The organism is Sedimentibacter saalensis, assembly GCF_007830175.1.
Lineage (GTDB): Bacteria > Bacillota > Clostridia > Tissierellales > Sedimentibacteraceae > Sedimentibacter > Sedimentibacter saalensis.
The window spans coordinates 120,773-137,169 of record NZ_VLKH01000010.1; the positions used below are offsets into that span (position 1 = coordinate 120,773).

Genomic DNA, 16,397 nt, shown 5'->3' on the forward strand with positions numbered 1-16,397 from the left:
GCAAACTACCCTTATTACTATTTAATGATATTTTTCTTATGCCCTTTTTTTCAAACTAACATCTGGCTCAGACGGCAGTTTAAATAACGGAACAAATCTGTCCCATCCGGTCAATGTCAGCAGTAAAATTGAGACTACGGCTGTTATTGCCATAAAATTATACCTTATTAAGTCAAATGAAACAAAGTTATACAGTGGATATACTGCGTTAGCTATTCCCACGTAGAATCCTATATATACGTGCCACGGAATCAGCTGAGAACCAAAGACGCCTAATGCATCTGAAAAAGTTGCGTTTCTCAACTTCAATTTATACATGTCTTCAGGTTTTGCCTCTACATTTTCATCTGTCAAGTTCTTGATTATAGGTCCAATAGTTACTATCTGTGCCATTTCATCTGCCAAGGCTGCATTTCCTACCAAAGACAAAATTCCATTGGCAAACATCAGCTGTCTTACACTTTTAGCTGTTTTTGCAATGAAATCAGATAATGGCTTGAATGCATGCATCTTTGACATAATGCCTCCAAATGCACCAACCCACATCATCATAACAATAACCCATGATCCTGCATCTGCAAACCCAGTCATCATATTGTCCAGGAATTCATGAATAGAAGTAACTGTTCCTGCAAACAATCCGAATATCAGTGATGAAATGAGCCCTACTCCCAGACATGCCAAAGTTGGCACACCCTTTATAGCAGTAATCAATACCAGTATTAATGGAACTATCATAAACATTGGCACTCCATTTTTAACCTGGCTCAAAAGTTCAACTGCCGAAGGTCTTTCAATTGCCAGTGCATCATATACTTCCTTAGGAATTTGATTTATGGCATCTGCTGCATTGCCTACTTCACCAGGCATGCCCATACTTACCACTAAAAAACATACAGCAGCAAGAACAAGACAGCAAAGTGACCATGGACCTTGACTTCTTACTCTGTCTACAACTTGTACACCTTGGATTCCTGAGCTTACAACAGTAGTGTCAGAGATTAATCCTATATTGTCTCCAAAACAAGCTCCTCCTGCTATGGCGCAAACTGTGATTACGGGATTTCCTCCAACTATGTGGTTCAGCCATAAAAAAATCGGCGCACATGCTGCAAAAGTTCCCCAAGAAGTACCTGTTGCTACCGAAAGAATGGCTGCTATTATAAAGGATGTAACTGCAACTGTCTTTGCAGATATTCCTAAACCTAATGCCAAGTTGATTATAGCAGCACCTACTCCTGTTGACATAAATGATTCTGCCATAGCATAAGCCAGCATTAAAATGAAAAACACCAATTGCATTTCTTTTACATTGTTAACTGCGGAATCAACCAAATCACCAAATTTGACCTTTTCTGTAAGTGCAGCAATAATGGCTGCATAAACTACCGCAATCGGTGCAATTTGTAAAATGTCAAGTCCTAATGTACCCAAGTTGCTTGCTATCATAAGTCCAGCCATTAGAAACACTGGTGATAACTTTAAAAACGCTATCATAAAAATACCTTCCTCTTAAGTTTTGTTTAAAGTATAATGTCGTGTTAATAAATTAACAATGTAATTATAACATGTATAATCGTTTAATGCAAGCAATAAGGTTATTTTTTATATAAATTGTGTAACTAAAATGTAACCAAACTTGATTAAATGTATATAAATCAAAGCATAATAACAATTTGTATAAAAAAAACTGCATTTATTTGCAGATTTTTCATATGTATTAATAAAATAATGCGCTGAAAACAATTATCTTACTTCCTCTAAAACTTCCATCTCATAAACTACTATATTTTTTCCTCTCCTTTTAGCTTCGTAAAGAAGTTTGTCCCCTCTCTTTATAAAAGATTCCGAGCTTTCATTTTCTCTCAAAGTTGCTATTCCGAAGCTGCAAGTAATATTTTCTGATTCGCTCACCGTGATTTTTTCTATTGCAATCCTCATGCGTTCTGCCATTTCAGCAGCCTGATCGTTGCCCGTATTTGGAAGAAGAATTACAAACTCCTCCCCTCCCCACCTTGCAAAAATATCTGTGCTTCTGATTTTATTTTGAATTGATAAAACAATGTCCTGTATAACTTTGTCGCCAGTCATATGACCATAGTTGTCATTGACTCTTTTAAAATTATCAATGTCAAAAAACACCAGAGAAATATCACTTTCATATCTACTGCAGTAATCTGTCCACTTTTTTAATTCTTCGTTAAACTTAGCTCTGTTAAAGATTCCTGTAAGAGAATCTGTAATGGACAGCCTTAATAGTTCCAGACTATCTGCATACTGCTTTCTTTTATAATAATTGTTCAAATAGAACCCTATATTGCAATATGTTACAATCATTATGACATATAAAATTGTTTTTATAAGGACTGACGTATCAATGCCGTAAATATGATTTGCAGGAAACACGAAAAAAGCAATGTTTAGAAACAAAGAAATAAATTGAGCATTTATAAGCTTGTTTGGAGTGATGAAGATGGCTGCATTCATTGCAACAACACTCAATATGGAAAGAAACGTGAGTGTTTCATATTGGTTAATTATCATTAAAAAAGCCAGTACAGCTACAAATTCATAAGCGGTTATAAGATAAATCATAATATCACAATTGTTAATAAACTTCATTCCCATATAGATCAACACAGAACTGGCAAGAAAAATCAGTCTAACCGTGAGAATAAACTGAAAAGACTGCGTGTTCATGATTGAAAAATAATCTGAAACAACAAACACGAAATACACAAGTCCATATATAATAATTATTGGACCTATGACTTTGGCATTTCTTTTTAGTTCATAATTTAAAAATTCCTTCTCAATATTTCTGTCCTTAAATTCACATAAAAAAGATATATCGTAATTATTTTTATCCCCCAATTTGCTCCTCCGCATTTAGCATCATGTTAATATATATTATACGATAAATCCATAATTTTACAACAATACTTTGTAAAATTAGCTTTTTCTATCAAATAAAATATAAAGCCTTCTACGACTTTCAATAGTCATATGAAGGCTTATTTAGGTTGTTAAGTTTATATGTGTATTTTATCGCTAATGAAGCTACAGAGTCCTTGTTTGATTTTTCCACCTCTGATGTATTTTTCAATAACACAAAGTATGTCACTTCTTTTAAATTGCACATTAACAAGTGATTTTTCTAAGACTCTAAAGTCTTCAAGCTCAATGGAATCTGTAAATATTCTGCAATTTGCTATTTTTCCATCTGAAAGCTCTAAATTAATTTCAAAAATTCCCCAATCAAACTTATTCTCTAATACTAATGAAAAGTCAGGACTTTCTGAATAGTTCCACTCCCACGATTTATACTTTTCTACATACTTTGCTACATCTATTTCATTCTCATTCAGAGTGATTGTTATAGCCTCTGTATTGTAAAACTCATTGAAACTTGTTATGAGAGCAGCTTTTAAACTTTCAATAGTCATTTGCGGACATATTTCTTTTAAGTTAACAACTCTTGATAATACAGATTCAATTCCTTTTGATTTTAGTTTTAAAGGAGACACAGTTAAATATCTTGACAACTTATCTAAATTAACATCTACAAGCAGGGTTCCATGATGACAGCTTTTGCCTTTGTCACTGAGAAATGCATTACCCGAGAACTTACGTTCATCTACAAGCAAATCGTTCCTGCCATTAAAAAAGCTTTTAATTCCAAATTTATCAATAGCAGCTATAATCACTTTTAAATTATTTTCTACATCATAATTACTATCAGATGCTATGAACGTGAAATTAAGATTTCCAAGATCATGGTACACTGCACCACCGCCCGACAATCTTCTTATGAGGCAGACATCATCTTCTTTAAGCTTCTTAACGTCACACTCCTTGTAAGGATTCTGATTTCTTCCAATTACAATGGTATTTTCATTTTGCCACAGAAACAAAATTACTTCATCAGGCTCACTGCAATCCATCAGCCATTCTTCTATTGATAAATTGAATTTAGGGTCAAAGGATTCTGAGAGATATACTTTAAATTTATGCAAAATGTATTCCTCGGCCATCAATATTCAGCAATGCCTCGTGAATGGACTCAGCTGTAGTTGGATGAGCGTATATAACGTGTGCAGCCTTATCAATAGTCAAACCTGAGACTATTATGTTGCTGATTGTACTAAGCATGTCAGTAGCATGGACACCAACTATTGTTCCGCCTATGATTTTTCTTGTTTCCTTGTCAGCAATAAGTTTTACAAAGCCTTCTGTTTCCCCCATTGCTTGTGCCTTACCATTTGCCATTAATGGGAATTTGCCTGTCATGTAATCAATGTTTTGAGAATCTGCATCTTTTTCATTTAATCCAACATGTGCAACTTCCGGCATTGTAAATATTGCACTTGGTATTAAATCATAGCACATTTCATTTTCAATTCCGTTTATATTATCTGCGGCTACAATTCCTTGATGGGAAGCTATATGAGCTAGCTGTATCTTATTTGTTATATCACCGATTGCATATACATTTTGGTTGCTTGTTCTCATATGGGAATCAACCATTATGCCGTTGCGTCTTTCATTAAGTTCTACCCCAAGCTTTGTTAAGTCTAAGGATTCAAGATTTGCCTTTCTTCCAACTGCCATGGCTACTTTTTCACTGATAAGATATTTTGATTCGTTATTTTCATTGATTTCAACAATTTTTGTTCCATCTAATGCAGATTTAATAGCTGATGCCTTAGCACTCTCATAGATATTGATTCCTTTTTCAATGGCAGATGTTTTAATTACTTCTGCTACATCCCCATCCATATTATTTAATATCTGAGGGAAGAATTCCACTACATTTACCTTAGTGCCTAAAGCGTTATAAATAAAGGCAAACTCCATACCTATAACTCCCCCACCAATGATTGTAAGTGATGAAGGCACTTCTGTCATCTCCAACAAATCCTGGCTTGTAAGAATGTCTTCACTGTCCGCACCTTCAATTGGAAGAATAGCTGTCTTTGATCCTGTAGCTATGATTAAGTTTTGGAATTTAATTGTAGCATCGATGGATTTGTTTTTCACGGTGAGAGTTTCTGAATCTTTCACCTCAGCTTTGCCATTTAAATATTCTATCTCATGAACATTCATCAGGTGCTCAATGCCTGAAACCAATGTATTGACTACTTCATTTTTTCTGTTCATTATCTTTTCAAGAGAAAACTTTACTTCTCCTACTTCTATTCCGAAACTTTCAGAACGTCTTATTTTTTCTAAAGCATCCATACTGCTTACCAGTGCTTTTGTAGGAATACATCCATGGTTTAGACAAGTCCCGCCAAGTCTGTTTTCTTCAATTATGATTACTTTTTTTCCACCCTGGGCTGCCCTTATGGCTGCAACATAACCTCCAGGGCCTCCACCGACAATTGCTACATCCACTTCATAGCTTTTTTGTACAGGCTTTGCAAGACCAAATGAATAGGCAGGCTTTGATTTCACTGTATCTGTTTCTTTAAATAATTCTCCTTCAACAGTTCCAACAACCTGACCCTTTTTTACTATATCACCTTCGGTAATTGATAATTTTTCTAATACACCCTTGTATTGTGATGTATATTTAATTGTTCCTTTACCGGACTCTATTGAAAATATTGTGTCACCTGCATTTAAAGCATCTCCGGCTTTTTTATTTATTTTTCCGATTTTTCCGGACGTGTCATGTCCGGAAAGTTTTTCTATTATTAAATCATATTTCATTTCTTAAGGCCTCCAATATAATTTCAAATAAAAAGGGATTTCCCTTTTTATTTGAAATCGCCTTCAAATTCTACAATACATTCATTAAGCAGTGTTACTGCATACGCCATAGATGGTCCGCCGCCAAAAGCCACTGAAATCATAGCAGCTTCTAATATTTCTTCTTTTGTTGCACCTGCTTCAAAAGCCTTGTATGAGTGGTAAACAATACAATATTCACATCTGGTGAAACAGCCTATTGCCACGCTCATCAATTCTTTTGTCTTAAGGTCAAGGGCCTTCGGTTCATAAGAAGCGCCTAACAATCCCATAAAGGCACCTACATTTTCAGGATTTGTTGTTGCAAGATTTTCAAGTCCACCCACGAATGAATTAAGTAATTCTCTAACATTATAAGCCATTTTCTTTCTCCTTGATTTTATTTGTCTATGCAATGTTAAGCATAGCAATTATTAATGCTAAGTATAGCAAACATTTTGTTAAATTGCAAACAATTTTTTTAAAATTTTAAAAAAAACTGCTTACCATCATTTAATTGTGCTGGTAAGCAGTTTAATAATTATTTTTTAGTATTTAAAATCATTTTTTGCAAAACTTTTTCATAAATTATAAGTTCATTTTCATCAATTCCTGATACCAAATCTTCATTGAATTTAATACCTATGGGCATTAAATCAGAAATAAGTTTGTCACCCGCCTCAGAAAGTTGTATGTAAACAACCCTTCTATCGCTGTTATCTCTTTCTCTTTCAATAAAACCATCTCTCTCTAAGCGGTCGATAAGCCTGCCTGCACTAGAATCTTTCACATTCATAAGATTGGAAAGCTCTCTTTGAGAAATTCGCTTGTTTGTTTTCACATAATATAGTGCAATCCACTGAATACGTGTTATACCTGAATTCTGCAGCCTGCGGCCGAAGGCTTCCGAGATCTGCTTTATTGCATTTTCAGTAATATGACCCACACATTTATTTAAATTAAAAAACATATTGCCTCCTAAATAACCCTAAGTTATATTAATAAACTATAGACTCTGCACTTTTCTGGACAGTATGCAAGTCATTATGCAAATCATTGTATCATTAAAATGAACAAAGTGCAATATTAAGTAAAATCAATAAGATACCTGATAATCCTTGCATGTGAACTGAAGGCTCGTAACGTTGTTGAATGTGTTTGTTTCAGGAAATCCCAGTATTGTCAGTTTGTTTGGTTCACCAATTCTCTTGTATTCTTCAGCTTCATTCCACATCAAGACATTTAGCATCTTTCCCCTGAATTTTATATGCTGCTTTTCTTTTCCCATGTAAAATGGCTGCCCTGTAATTTCAAAATTGTCCAGAACAATATTTGGTTTTGGAAATCCCTCTCCATAGGGCTCAAGCATCTTAAGCTCCGTGCATATGTCATCATACACGTTATCCGGATCCAACACATAATCTACCTGATATGTCTTGACGAAGTTTTCTTCAGTGAGATTTTCTTCGCCTAAAGCAACAATTGTCTCTGCAAATTCAGATAAATTTGCTTTTTTAATTGTAAGACCTGCTGCCTTGGCATGTCCTCCATGACCTACAGTAAGATGGCTTATTTTATCAAGCTCGTCTTTCAGGTTAAATCCATCGATGCTTCTTCCTGAACCCTTCAGCAATCCTTCCTCGCTGTCAGTGAACACTATTGTTGGCCTGTTGTATTTTTCCTTGAGCCTTCCTGCTATGAGACCTATTATTCCTTCATGGAAGCTCTTGTCATATACAACCAGCACATTTTTAAGCTCATCATTTTCTACAATTTTTTCTGCAGTGCTGTATTGCTGTTCAGTCATAGACTTTCGCGTCTCATTTACTTCTTTTAAAAAATTTATGCACTCTATGATTTGTTGTTTGTTGTTTATAAGAAATAAGTCTATTGCCTTGTCAGTTTTGCCCACTATTCGTCCAATGGCATTTATCATGGGCACATAAATGAATCCCATGACAAAATGAGAGTTGACCTCTGTCTTAACATCGCATATTTCCTTGAACATTTTAAATACAGGACTTGGATTGTTGTTTATTATAGTTAATCCTTTTTGAACTATAATCCTGTTTTCGCCCACCAATGGAACAACATCTCCCACTGTTGCCAGCGCCACAATGTCCATGTGCCAATACACTTTGTTAATGTTGACATTGAGCTTCTTGTATACAAGAAGCATTAGTTTGAACAAAACCCCTGCACCGCACAATCCCTTGAACGGGTATGTGTCGTCCTTCTGCTTAGGATCAATTACTGCATCAGCAGCAGGAATTTTTTCTCCAGGCTCATGGTGGTCTGTAATCACAACAGTGAGTCCTTTTTCCTTTGCATAATCAATTGCTTCATTGGCTGCAATTCCATTGTCGCACGTTAATATCAGATTGGTGTTTGGAAACTGCTTTAAAATGCAGTCCACTCCATTTTTGTTGATTCCGTATCCATCAATAAACCTGTCATTGACATAATAATTAACATCTGCACCAAGCTTTTTCAATGTGATCATTCCAAAAGCAGTGGAACAAACTCCGTCACAATCGTAATCACCGACTATTGTAATTCCTTCATTGTTTTTTATTGCTGAAATTATCAAATCAGCACCCTTGTCTGCATCCTTCATGAGGGAAGTATCCAAAAGCGAGTTTATATCACAGTTTAAGAATTCTTCCATTTCTTCTTTTGTTGTGTATCCGCGATTACTCAGTATTGCTTGTACAACTTCCGGTATTTCTTTTATATTAAGTTTCTTTTCCACCTTGGGATAAATCCATCTGTTTTTCAATTGAATTCCTCTATTCATCAAAAATACATAATTTCAAATACAATTATATCCTCTGAGGACATAATTGTCAAAATCATACCTGCATTTTGACATATTCATTATTAATTACTTTATTCTTTTTCCCATGATACTAATTTATGTACTTACTAATATAATACAAAAAAGCAGATTGTTCAAAACAGTCTGCTTTTGACTCATAATATTATTTTTAGTTGCCTGTATTCTCGGATTTATTTTTACTAAAAAAGTCCTTCTTTAAATTTACAACAGTTCTGCTCAGGAATATCAAGCCTATAAGATTTGGTATTGCCATTAGGCCATTGGCCGTGTCAGCAAGTGCCCAAACAAATTCCAAACCTCCGATTGAACCAACCACAATGAATATAACCCACAATATTCTCATAGGTTTTATGCATTTAGGTCCAAACAGGTATTCTCCAGCCCTTTCACAATAATAATTTACTGAAATGAGGCATGAGTATCCAAACAATATCGCTGAAAAAAGCACTATATAGCTTCCAATGTTTCCCGGTAATGTCTTGTTGAAAGCTCTCATTGTAAGTGCGACACCTGAAACGCCGGTTGTCCATTCACCTGATACCACAATTGCTATTGCAGTAATGGTACAAATGATTATAGTGTCTATAAAAACTTCAGCCACACCCCAGATTGCTTGTTCAATAGGATGATTAACTTGAGCACTACTATGAATAATAGGTGAACTTCCCATACCTGCTTCATTGGAGAATAATCCTCTAGCAAAGCCCATTTTTACAATCTGGCCAATTGCTGCTCCTGCAAACCCTCCTGTTGCAGCAATTGGTTTAAATGCACTAGTAAATATTAGCGCTATAGCGCCTGGTACTTCTGTAGCGTTAAGAATCAATATTGAAATTCCTGTCAGTATGTAAAGGCCACCCATAAATGGTGTAAGGAACTCACATACTTGCCCCATTCTTTTTATACCCCCAAGAATTACCACTGCTGTAAGGGCCGAAAGAATTACTCCTGTTATTATAGGTTTGACACCCCATTGTTCCTGAACAGAAAGCGCTATGGAATTTGTATCAACAACAGCTCCCATTATAAAATAAGTTATGATAACCATAATGCAGAAAAAGTATGACAAGAATTTATTATGAAGTCCTTTATCTAGATAATACATTGCACCGCCGGCAATTGACCCATCTTCCTTTTTTTCGCGATACTTAATACCAAGGGCAATTTCTGAAAACTTCGATGCCATTCCAAAGAATGCAGAAACCCACATCCAGAATACTGCTCCAGGTCCGCCTATGGCTATGGCAGTGGCCACGCCTGCAATATTTCCCGTTCCTACAACAGCAGCAATAGCTGTAAGTCCTGCCTGCCCGGAGGTAATATCACCATCTACACCACTTGTCTTTTTGAACATCTTCCCAACTGTATTTCTCATTATAAATCTGAAATTGAAAATCTGCGGCCACCCAAGTCTAAAACTTAGAAAAATACCAGTGCCCACCAAAAGTGCAATCATGTATGGTCCCCATACAATACTGTTCACCAAGTCATTAATTTGTACAATCTTTTCCATAAGTATTCCTCCTTCATCATTTGCTCAATAATATAGCAACAATTATGCCATATTCATAAAGTATGATGAAGGAAGGTAAACTTGCTCAAAAACAGGTTATATTTGAAATGAATAATTAGGACTTCATCTTACATACTTTTTCATATGTAAAGATTATTTCACAAACTGTGAAGTTTATTTCACATATTGTTCAGACATGCCGTATTCTTCCAACTTGTTGTAAAGCTGCCTCCTGCTTATTTCAAGTATACGTGCAGCTTCGCTCAAATTGTTGCCACATCTTGACAGAACAAGTTTTATGTACTTAATTTCATAAGTTTGTCTGATTTCTCTTAAGGGTTTTAAAACGACTACACTTCCTATTTCTGGATTTTCCTGAACAGATACTTTTATCGAAGGCATGTCTCTTTTTCTCAGTATACCATTATCACTTAACACAACAAGCCTTTCTATTATGTTTTTTAGTTCTCTTATGTTTCCTGGATAATCGTAGTTTATAAGCATTTCCAGAAGCCCGTCTTCCATTTTATTTATCTTTTTCTTCATCTCGTTTTGATACTTATCCATAAAGAAATTAATTAAAATAGGAAGATCTTCTTTCCTTTCCTTTAGCGTTGGCACTTCTACAGTTATTGTGTTAATTCTGTATAACAAGTCCTCTCTGAATCTGCCTTCCCTTATTTCCTTATCCAGATTCCTGTTTGTAGCACTAATTAACCTTAAATTTACACCAATACTTTTGTTGCTTCCTATTCTCTCGATTGCTTTATTTTCAATTACTCTTAAAAGTTTGACCTGCGTATTAAGCGGAAGTTCTCCTATTTCATCCATGAATAATGTCCCCATGTCAGCCTCTTCAAACCTTCCAATCCTCTTTTCAAAAGCTCCGGTAAATGATCCTTTCTCGTGACCAAACAGTTCCGATTCCAGCACTCCATCAGAAAAAACCTGACAATTTACTGCAACAAAGCTTTCTTCCTTTCGACTACTGCATTGGTGTATATATTTAGCAATAACTTCCTTGCCAGTTCCCGATTCACCTAAAATTAGTATGTTTGCATTGCTTTCTGCAGCCTTTTTTGAGATTCTCAATACTTCCTTAAACTTCGGACTGTGTGTTTCAAGCAGGTAATTAAAGCTCATGAGACTGCTTTTTATGGTTTTATTGTCATTTTCAAGCTCCTTTATTTTTAAAAGCTTGTCTATTTCTTTTAGGAGAATCTGCGGATCCTGGCCCTTAATAAAATACCCGAATGCTCCAAGCTTCATTGCAATTACAGCATTTTCTACGGTGCTGAAGGCAGTTACCAAAATAACTTCACAGTTATAGTTCTTTTCTTTTATTTTTTTCAAAAGTTCGGTACCATCCATACCTTCCATCTTCAAATCAGTAATCACAAGGTCATAATATTCCTTTTCAAGAAAGCTTAACCCTTCCTCTCCAGATGAAGCAAGTGAAACTTCAAACCCCCTGAATTCAAGCATGAGCTTGTATACATTTCTGAATTCTTCTTCATCATCTACCACCAATATTTTAAAATCATACATTTTAGCATGTCTCCTTTAGCAATGGAAATTTCATTCTGAAGATTGTTCCTTGACAAGGCTGACTATTAACATGAATTTCTCCGCCCATTTTCTGAACTTCATTATATACTATGTACAATCCAAGGCCTGTACCTTGTCCGACCTTCTTGGTTGTGAAAAACGGATTAAATATTCGTTCAAGATTTTCTTTGCTTATACCCGTTCCGGTATCCTTAAAATCAATCACCAAATATTCATTTTCCGCTCTGCAGTCTATAAAAATTTTCCCTCCATCATCCATGGCGTCAATTGAATTGGATAACAAGTTTAAAATAATATGATTCAGAGACCCTGCCTTTGTCAGGAACTTTATGCTGTCGCTGCAGTTTACTTTCACTTCAATTTTCTTCTTTAAGCTGAGCTTGTTTTCTAAGGCAACTATATTTAAAATTTCTTCCTTCAGATTTATGACTTCTGGTTTATTGTTTTCCATATGGGAAAAATTAAGCAGGTTGTCGACTATTTTACCAACTCTTTGAACAGATGATTCAATAACGTCTATAGCATCTTCTGCAACCTTATTTTGGTCGAAAACATATGTTTTAAGTATGTAGCAATAATTTTGAATAAGGCCAAGAGGATTTCTTATTTCATGAGCAACTCCTGCAGATAGCTGACCAAGAGCGATCATCTTATTTTGCTGTAAAATCTGCTGTTGACTTATTTTACTGTCTGTTATGTCTTCTATTACTATTAGGTATTTATAGTCATAATGCTCTATTTCAGAAATTGAAAACATATAGTAACGCCCATCGAACATAAATTCATTATCATTTTTTAAGTTATTTATATCTATATGGCTTAAAATTGGAATTTCTCTGTAATCTATACCTTCAACTTTTTTATTTTCTTCTTTCATGAAGCGGCAGAAAGATCTATTTGTGTTAACTATCAATCCTTTTTCATCCACACAAACCAGAAAGCTTGATAATGCGTCAACAGTAATCTGAAGGTTGTTCCTGCTTCTATTTAAATCATCTGTTCTTTTTTTTACCTCACTTTTTAAAGTGTAGCTCCACAAAGCCATACCCATGAAAAAAATAACTAATGTTGAAATAAGAACAGTGAAAAACATCATTAGGTTGTCCGGAACTCTGTATTTTAAAATCGGCTCAGAAATTCCAAACCATTTTTGATGTATTTTTTCAACGGAATTTGTTTTTTTCAAAGTCAATATTCCCTTATTTAATATGTTTACCAGCTGAATGTCATTCTTGTTTACACCAATGCACACCTCACGATCGTACAATGCAGCATCAAGAATCTTAACCTTGTCATCTATGCCTATTTCTTCTGCAAAATGCATGAGTACAGGCTCATCCCCAACAACTGCATCAACATTGCCTTCTTTAAATTGCTTCACCGAATCAAACAAGTCAGATGTTTCTACTATTTTTACACCCTCAATATTTTTTCTTATATATTCAACTGCATAATCACCGGCAGGGACTGCCACCGTATAGCCTTTCAAATCATTTGCATTTATAAATTCATCTGTATTTCTGGTCATAGCTATAGCACGCATACTGTAGATAGGCTCTGAAAACGCAAAATATTTCTTGCGTTCTTCACTGGGAAAAATGTCACACATATCAGCATCTTCAGATATGACACTGCCTAAAACATTTTCCCAAACCTGTGGAACAAACTCTATATCAACGCCAAGTTCAATTGATAATGCGCTGGCATAATCCAGTACCAAACCCTTGTACTGCCCATTAGCATTGTCAATGTAGGCAAAAGGTGGAGCGTTCTTGTCGGATGAAAAATAAATAGTACCCTTTTCAGAAAGGTACTCAGCTTCTTCGTCGGTAACCGGAATTGAATAATGAATATATTCATAAAGGCTTAAGCCATATGTATTGTCAATATACATGCTTGCTGCAAAAAAAAGAGTTAAAGCTGTAAAAATAGGTATAAATAAAAATAACTTCCTGTTTTCTGACATAGCAAATCCTTTCAGAGAATAATAAACCTATTATAACATTATTTTACAGTTTTTCACAGGTATAAAACTCAAGTTATAGCCTGTAATGTTATTAAAAACATACACTATCGTCTTTTCGTAATAATAGTGTATTTCTAACCAAACAATCTTTCTTCAATTTCCGAATTGAGAATATCAGTTATAAACATGTGTCCCGGAGCATGAGTTATTACAATTTCAGGCTTTGCATTTTCAATTGCAGCCTGTGGTGTAACGCCGCATGCCCAAAACACAGGCACTTCTCCTTCTTTAATTTCTACTTTATCGCCGTAATCAGGTTTATTAATATCTTTTATTCCTATTTCTTCGGGATTTCCTGAATGTATGGGGGCTCCGTGCACGTGGGGGAACATTTCTGTTATCTCATATGCTTTTTTTATGTCGTCAGATTTTATGGGTCTCATGCTTACTACATATGGACCTCTGAATATTCCTGATGTTTTGCACTGTATATTTGTTTTGTACATGGGGACATTGCATCCCATTGTTATGTGTCTTACTTCAATTCCTTCACGCATCAATGCTTCCTCAAATGAAAAGCTGCATCCTATGAGAAAGCAAACAAAATCTTCACGCCAATATTTTTGTGCATTATAACATTCATCTGTTTTCACACCGTCTTTGTATATGAAATACTTGGGTATGTCGGTGATAATATTTGCATTATGAGCTGTCATGCTGGTAATAAAACTACCTGGTTCAGTGATTTCAAGTATTGGGCATGGTTTAGGATTATATTCTGCAAACAATTTAAAATCATCAGCATATTTTTGCGGAAGTATAACAAGATTTGCCTGGGCATATCCGCCACACATGCCTGCTGTGGGTGTTGTGATTATTTCATTTCTTATTAATTTTCTTATTTCTTTTGGATGCAAGTCATGATAATTCATTTACTCATTCCCCTTCAACAAAATTGTTATCAATGTTTCTCTTGATTTATTAGAGTTCTTCTACTTTTACTGCATATGATTTTCCGTTTACTCTTACATTGTAACTTTTGATGTTATTCACTATTATTTCGTCTGCTATATTTTTGTTCTTAGCATATAATTGCTTTTTAACTTCATCAATTTTATTTTCTAAATTCTTTAAAAGCATGTGAGCTTCTTCTATGGTTGATTTTTTAAAGACTACAACATCTCCCGGCTTTGCCTGTGCCAGTTTAGGAAGATCTGCAGTTATGACATTGGCTATTTTTGTGTACCCTCCTGTTGTTTGTCGGTCAGCCATCATTATTATGGGAGTTCCGCTACTTGGCACTTGTATGGCCCCCATGGAAATACCATCTGATATTATGTCTGCCCCATCTTTGTGCTCTATTTTTTCTCCTGTCAATGTGTACCCCATTCTGTCGCAATTATTAGTCACACTAAATTTACTGTTAAAAAAGGTCTCAACTCCATTTTCTGTAAAAGCATCATCCTGTGGTCCTAACACAACTCTCAATTCAACAATTGCACTGCCATAGTCATAGAAATTTCCTGCTATTTCAATTCCTGACACACTCATGGGGGCTATTCCTGTCTTTAATATGTCTCCAGCTCTCAAGGTTCTTCCTTCATATCCGCCTATCTGAGCTTTCAGGAAAGTTGATTTGCTGCCCATTACAACAGGAACATCAATTCCCCCTGCAAAGGCTATGTAACTTCTTAACCCTGTTTTCATCCCTTTAAATGAAAGAAAGTCACCTTTGTTTACTGCAATGCTTGTGTTTAATTCTAATGATTTTCCATTTATTGCAGGCTGCAGGTCTCCTCCGGTTATGGCTATGACAGCATTATCTAAAAACTCAACTTTAGGTCCAATCATTGTTGCTTCAAGCAAGCCTTCATTTTCATCATTTCCAACCAATATGTTGGCTAATTTTGCAGCAACATGATCCATGGCTCCCGAAACAGACACCCCGTACTGCTGATAGCCGTACCTTCCTAAATCCTGAACGGTTGTCATAAACCCTGCATCAACAACTTTAAATTGTCCCATGTCCATCCCCTCCGTCCTCTTTAGGATACGTCATGTATTCATAAGTTCCATTATCCAATTGCTGCTTGATTTTTTCATATTCTAGTTCGTTAATTTTCTTAAATTTTATATAGTTTCCTGATTTGAGCAATATTGGATTTTCTCTATTCGGATCAAATAATTTTATGGGAGTACTTCCTATGAGCTGCCATCCGCCAGGGCTTGATACAGGATAAATTCCTGTTTGTTCTCCGGCTATTCCTACGGAACCTCCAGGTATTCTAGTTCTTGGTGTTTGAAGCCTTGGGGCAGCAATTCTGGTGTCCATTCCTCCCAAGTATGGAAAACCTGGAGTGAACCCAAGCATGAAGATTAGATATTCCCTGGATGTATGTATTTCAACAACTTCTTCAACTGTTATGTTGTTGTGTCTTGCTACGTTTTCTATGTCCGGTCCTAAGTCACCCCCATACAATGTAGGTATCTCAATTACCTCAGGTGCGGGAAGCTTGATGTTGCTTAAATTTTCTTCAATCTTTTTCAAAGTGTTTACAAGTTTATAAAAATCAGTCTCTAATGGATTGTAATGTATCATCAAAGAACGGTACGTAGGCACCAGCTCCATAATTCCATGAACTTTATTAATTTCAATTGCAGATGCCATGGCTCTTATTTTTTTGTTGATTTCTTCAGAGATGCTGTTTCCAAACTCCATGTGTATAGCACTGTCACCTGAAAATAGATATTTTGTTTTGTCGTACATGATTTCCTCA

The 16,397-nt window shown here is 35.5% G+C and carries 13 protein-coding genes; all 13 read right to left on the reverse strand.

Annotated features, from left to right (window positions below):
- Nucleotides 1-36: 36 nt before the first annotated feature.
- The 13 genes from LY60_RS14790 to pxpB all read right to left on the reverse strand — a co-directional run bounded on the left by LY60_RS14790 (nucleotide 37) and on the right by pxpB (nucleotide 16,387).
- Nucleotides 37-1,497, reverse strand: coding sequence for a Na+/H+ antiporter NhaC family protein (locus LY60_RS14790; RefSeq protein WP_145085580.1), 1,461 nt, complete (start codon nucleotides 1,495-1,497; stop codon nucleotides 37-39).
- Between the two features lie 249 nt (nucleotides 1,498-1,746).
- Nucleotides 1,747-2,874: a GGDEF domain-containing protein gene (locus LY60_RS14795; RefSeq protein WP_170226256.1), complete on the reverse strand. Its 1,128-nt coding sequence runs from the start codon at nucleotides 2,872-2,874 to the stop codon at nucleotides 1,747-1,749.
- A gap of 158 nt (nucleotides 2,875-3,032) precedes the next feature.
- A complete protein-coding gene (gene lplA, locus LY60_RS14800; RefSeq protein ID WP_170226257.1) occupies nucleotides 3,033-4,016 on the reverse strand; it encodes a lipoate--protein ligase in 984 nt (327 codons plus the stop codon).
- Nucleotides 4,009-5,715, reverse strand: a complete 1,707-nt coding sequence (gene lpdA / locus LY60_RS14805; protein ID WP_145085589.1) for a dihydrolipoyl dehydrogenase — start codon at nucleotides 5,713-5,715, stop codon at nucleotides 4,009-4,011. Before lpdA ends, lplA begins: the two co-directional genes overlap by 8 nt.
- Nucleotides 5,716-5,762: 47 nt before the next feature.
- Nucleotides 5,763-6,116 carry a carboxymuconolactone decarboxylase family protein gene (locus LY60_RS14810; RefSeq protein WP_145085593.1) on the reverse strand — a complete coding sequence of 118 codons (354 nt, stop codon included), beginning with the start codon at nucleotides 6,114-6,116 and terminating at the stop codon, nucleotides 5,763-5,765.
- Nucleotides 6,117-6,274: 158 nt separating this feature from the next.
- On the reverse strand, nucleotides 6,275-6,703 hold the full coding sequence (locus tag LY60_RS14815) for a MarR family winged helix-turn-helix transcriptional regulator (RefSeq protein ID WP_145085596.1): 429 nt from the start codon (nucleotides 6,701-6,703) through the stop codon (nucleotides 6,275-6,277).
- Between the two features lie 126 nt (nucleotides 6,704-6,829).
- A complete protein-coding gene (gene recJ, locus LY60_RS14820) occupies nucleotides 6,830-8,512 on the reverse strand; it encodes a single-stranded-DNA-specific exonuclease RecJ (RefSeq protein ID WP_246145513.1) in 1,683 nt (560 codons plus the stop codon).
- Between the two features lie 208 nt (nucleotides 8,513-8,720).
- Complete coding sequence (locus tag LY60_RS14825) at nucleotides 8,721-10,085, reverse strand: alanine/glycine:cation symporter family protein (RefSeq protein ID WP_145085602.1); 1,365 nt, start codon at nucleotides 10,083-10,085, stop codon at nucleotides 8,721-8,723.
- A 174-nt stretch (nucleotides 10,086-10,259) separates the two neighbouring features.
- Nucleotides 10,260-11,633, reverse strand: a complete 1,374-nt coding sequence (locus tag LY60_RS14830) for a sigma-54-dependent transcriptional regulator (RefSeq protein ID WP_145085605.1) — start codon at nucleotides 11,631-11,633, stop codon at nucleotides 10,260-10,262.
- Between the two features lies 1 nt (nucleotide 11,634).
- Entirely contained in the window at nucleotides 11,635-13,620 is a 1,986-nt protein-coding gene (locus LY60_RS14835; protein ID WP_145085608.1) for a transporter substrate-binding domain-containing protein, read from the reverse strand.
- A gap of 134 nt (nucleotides 13,621-13,754) precedes the next feature.
- Entirely contained in the window at nucleotides 13,755-14,552 is a 798-nt protein-coding gene (locus LY60_RS14840) for a putative hydro-lyase (RefSeq protein WP_145085611.1), read from the reverse strand.
- Nucleotides 14,553-14,601: 49 nt separating this feature from the next.
- Complete coding sequence (locus tag LY60_RS14845) at nucleotides 14,602-15,645, reverse strand: 5-oxoprolinase subunit C family protein (protein ID WP_145085614.1); 1,044 nt, start codon at nucleotides 15,643-15,645, stop codon at nucleotides 14,602-14,604.
- The gene (pxpB, locus tag LY60_RS14850) at nucleotides 15,632-16,387 is read right to left on the reverse strand and encodes a 5-oxoprolinase subunit PxpB (RefSeq protein ID WP_145085617.1); all 756 of its coding nucleotides are present in this window, start codon (nucleotides 16,385-16,387) and stop codon (nucleotides 15,632-15,634) included. Before pxpB ends, LY60_RS14845 begins: the two co-directional genes overlap by 14 nt.
- Nucleotides 16,388-16,397: the final 10 nt, after the last annotated feature.

Bases quoted from the DNA above. Each gene is read 5' to 3' on its own strand.
- LY60_RS14810 (WP_145085593.1), bottom strand. From the start codon at position 6,116: ATGGCTTATAATGTTAGAGAATTACTTAATTCATTCGTGGGTGGACTT.
- LY60_RS14845 (WP_145085614.1), bottom strand. From the start codon at position 15,645: ATGGGACAATTTAAAGTTGTTGATGCAGGGTTTATGACAACCGTTCAG.
- pxpB (WP_145085617.1), bottom strand. From the start codon at position 16,387: ATGTACGACAAAACAAAATATCTATTTTCAGGTGACAGTGCTATACAC.
- LY60_RS14815 (WP_145085596.1), bottom strand. From the start codon at position 6,703: ATGTTTTTTAATTTAAATAAATGTGTGGGTCATATTACTGAAAATGCA.
- LY60_RS14830 (WP_145085605.1), bottom strand. From the start codon at position 11,633: ATGTATGATTTTAAAATATTGGTGGTAGATGATGAAGAAGAATTCAGA.
- LY60_RS14840 (WP_145085611.1), bottom strand. From the start codon at position 14,552: ATGAATTATCATGACTTGCATCCAAAAGAAATAAGAAAATTAATAAGA.
- lpdA (WP_145085589.1), bottom strand. From the start codon at position 5,715: ATGAAATATGATTTAATAATAGAAAAACTTTCCGGACATGACACGTCC.
- LY60_RS14825 (WP_145085602.1), bottom strand. From the start codon at position 10,085: ATGGAAAAGATTGTACAAATTAATGACTTGGTGAACAGTATTGTATGG.
- LY60_RS14835 (WP_145085608.1), bottom strand. From the start codon at position 13,620: ATGTCAGAAAACAGGAAGTTATTTTTATTTATACCTATTTTTACAGCT.
- LY60_RS14790 (WP_145085580.1), bottom strand. From the start codon at position 1,497: ATGATAGCGTTTTTAAAGTTATCACCAGTGTTTCTAATGGCTGGACTT.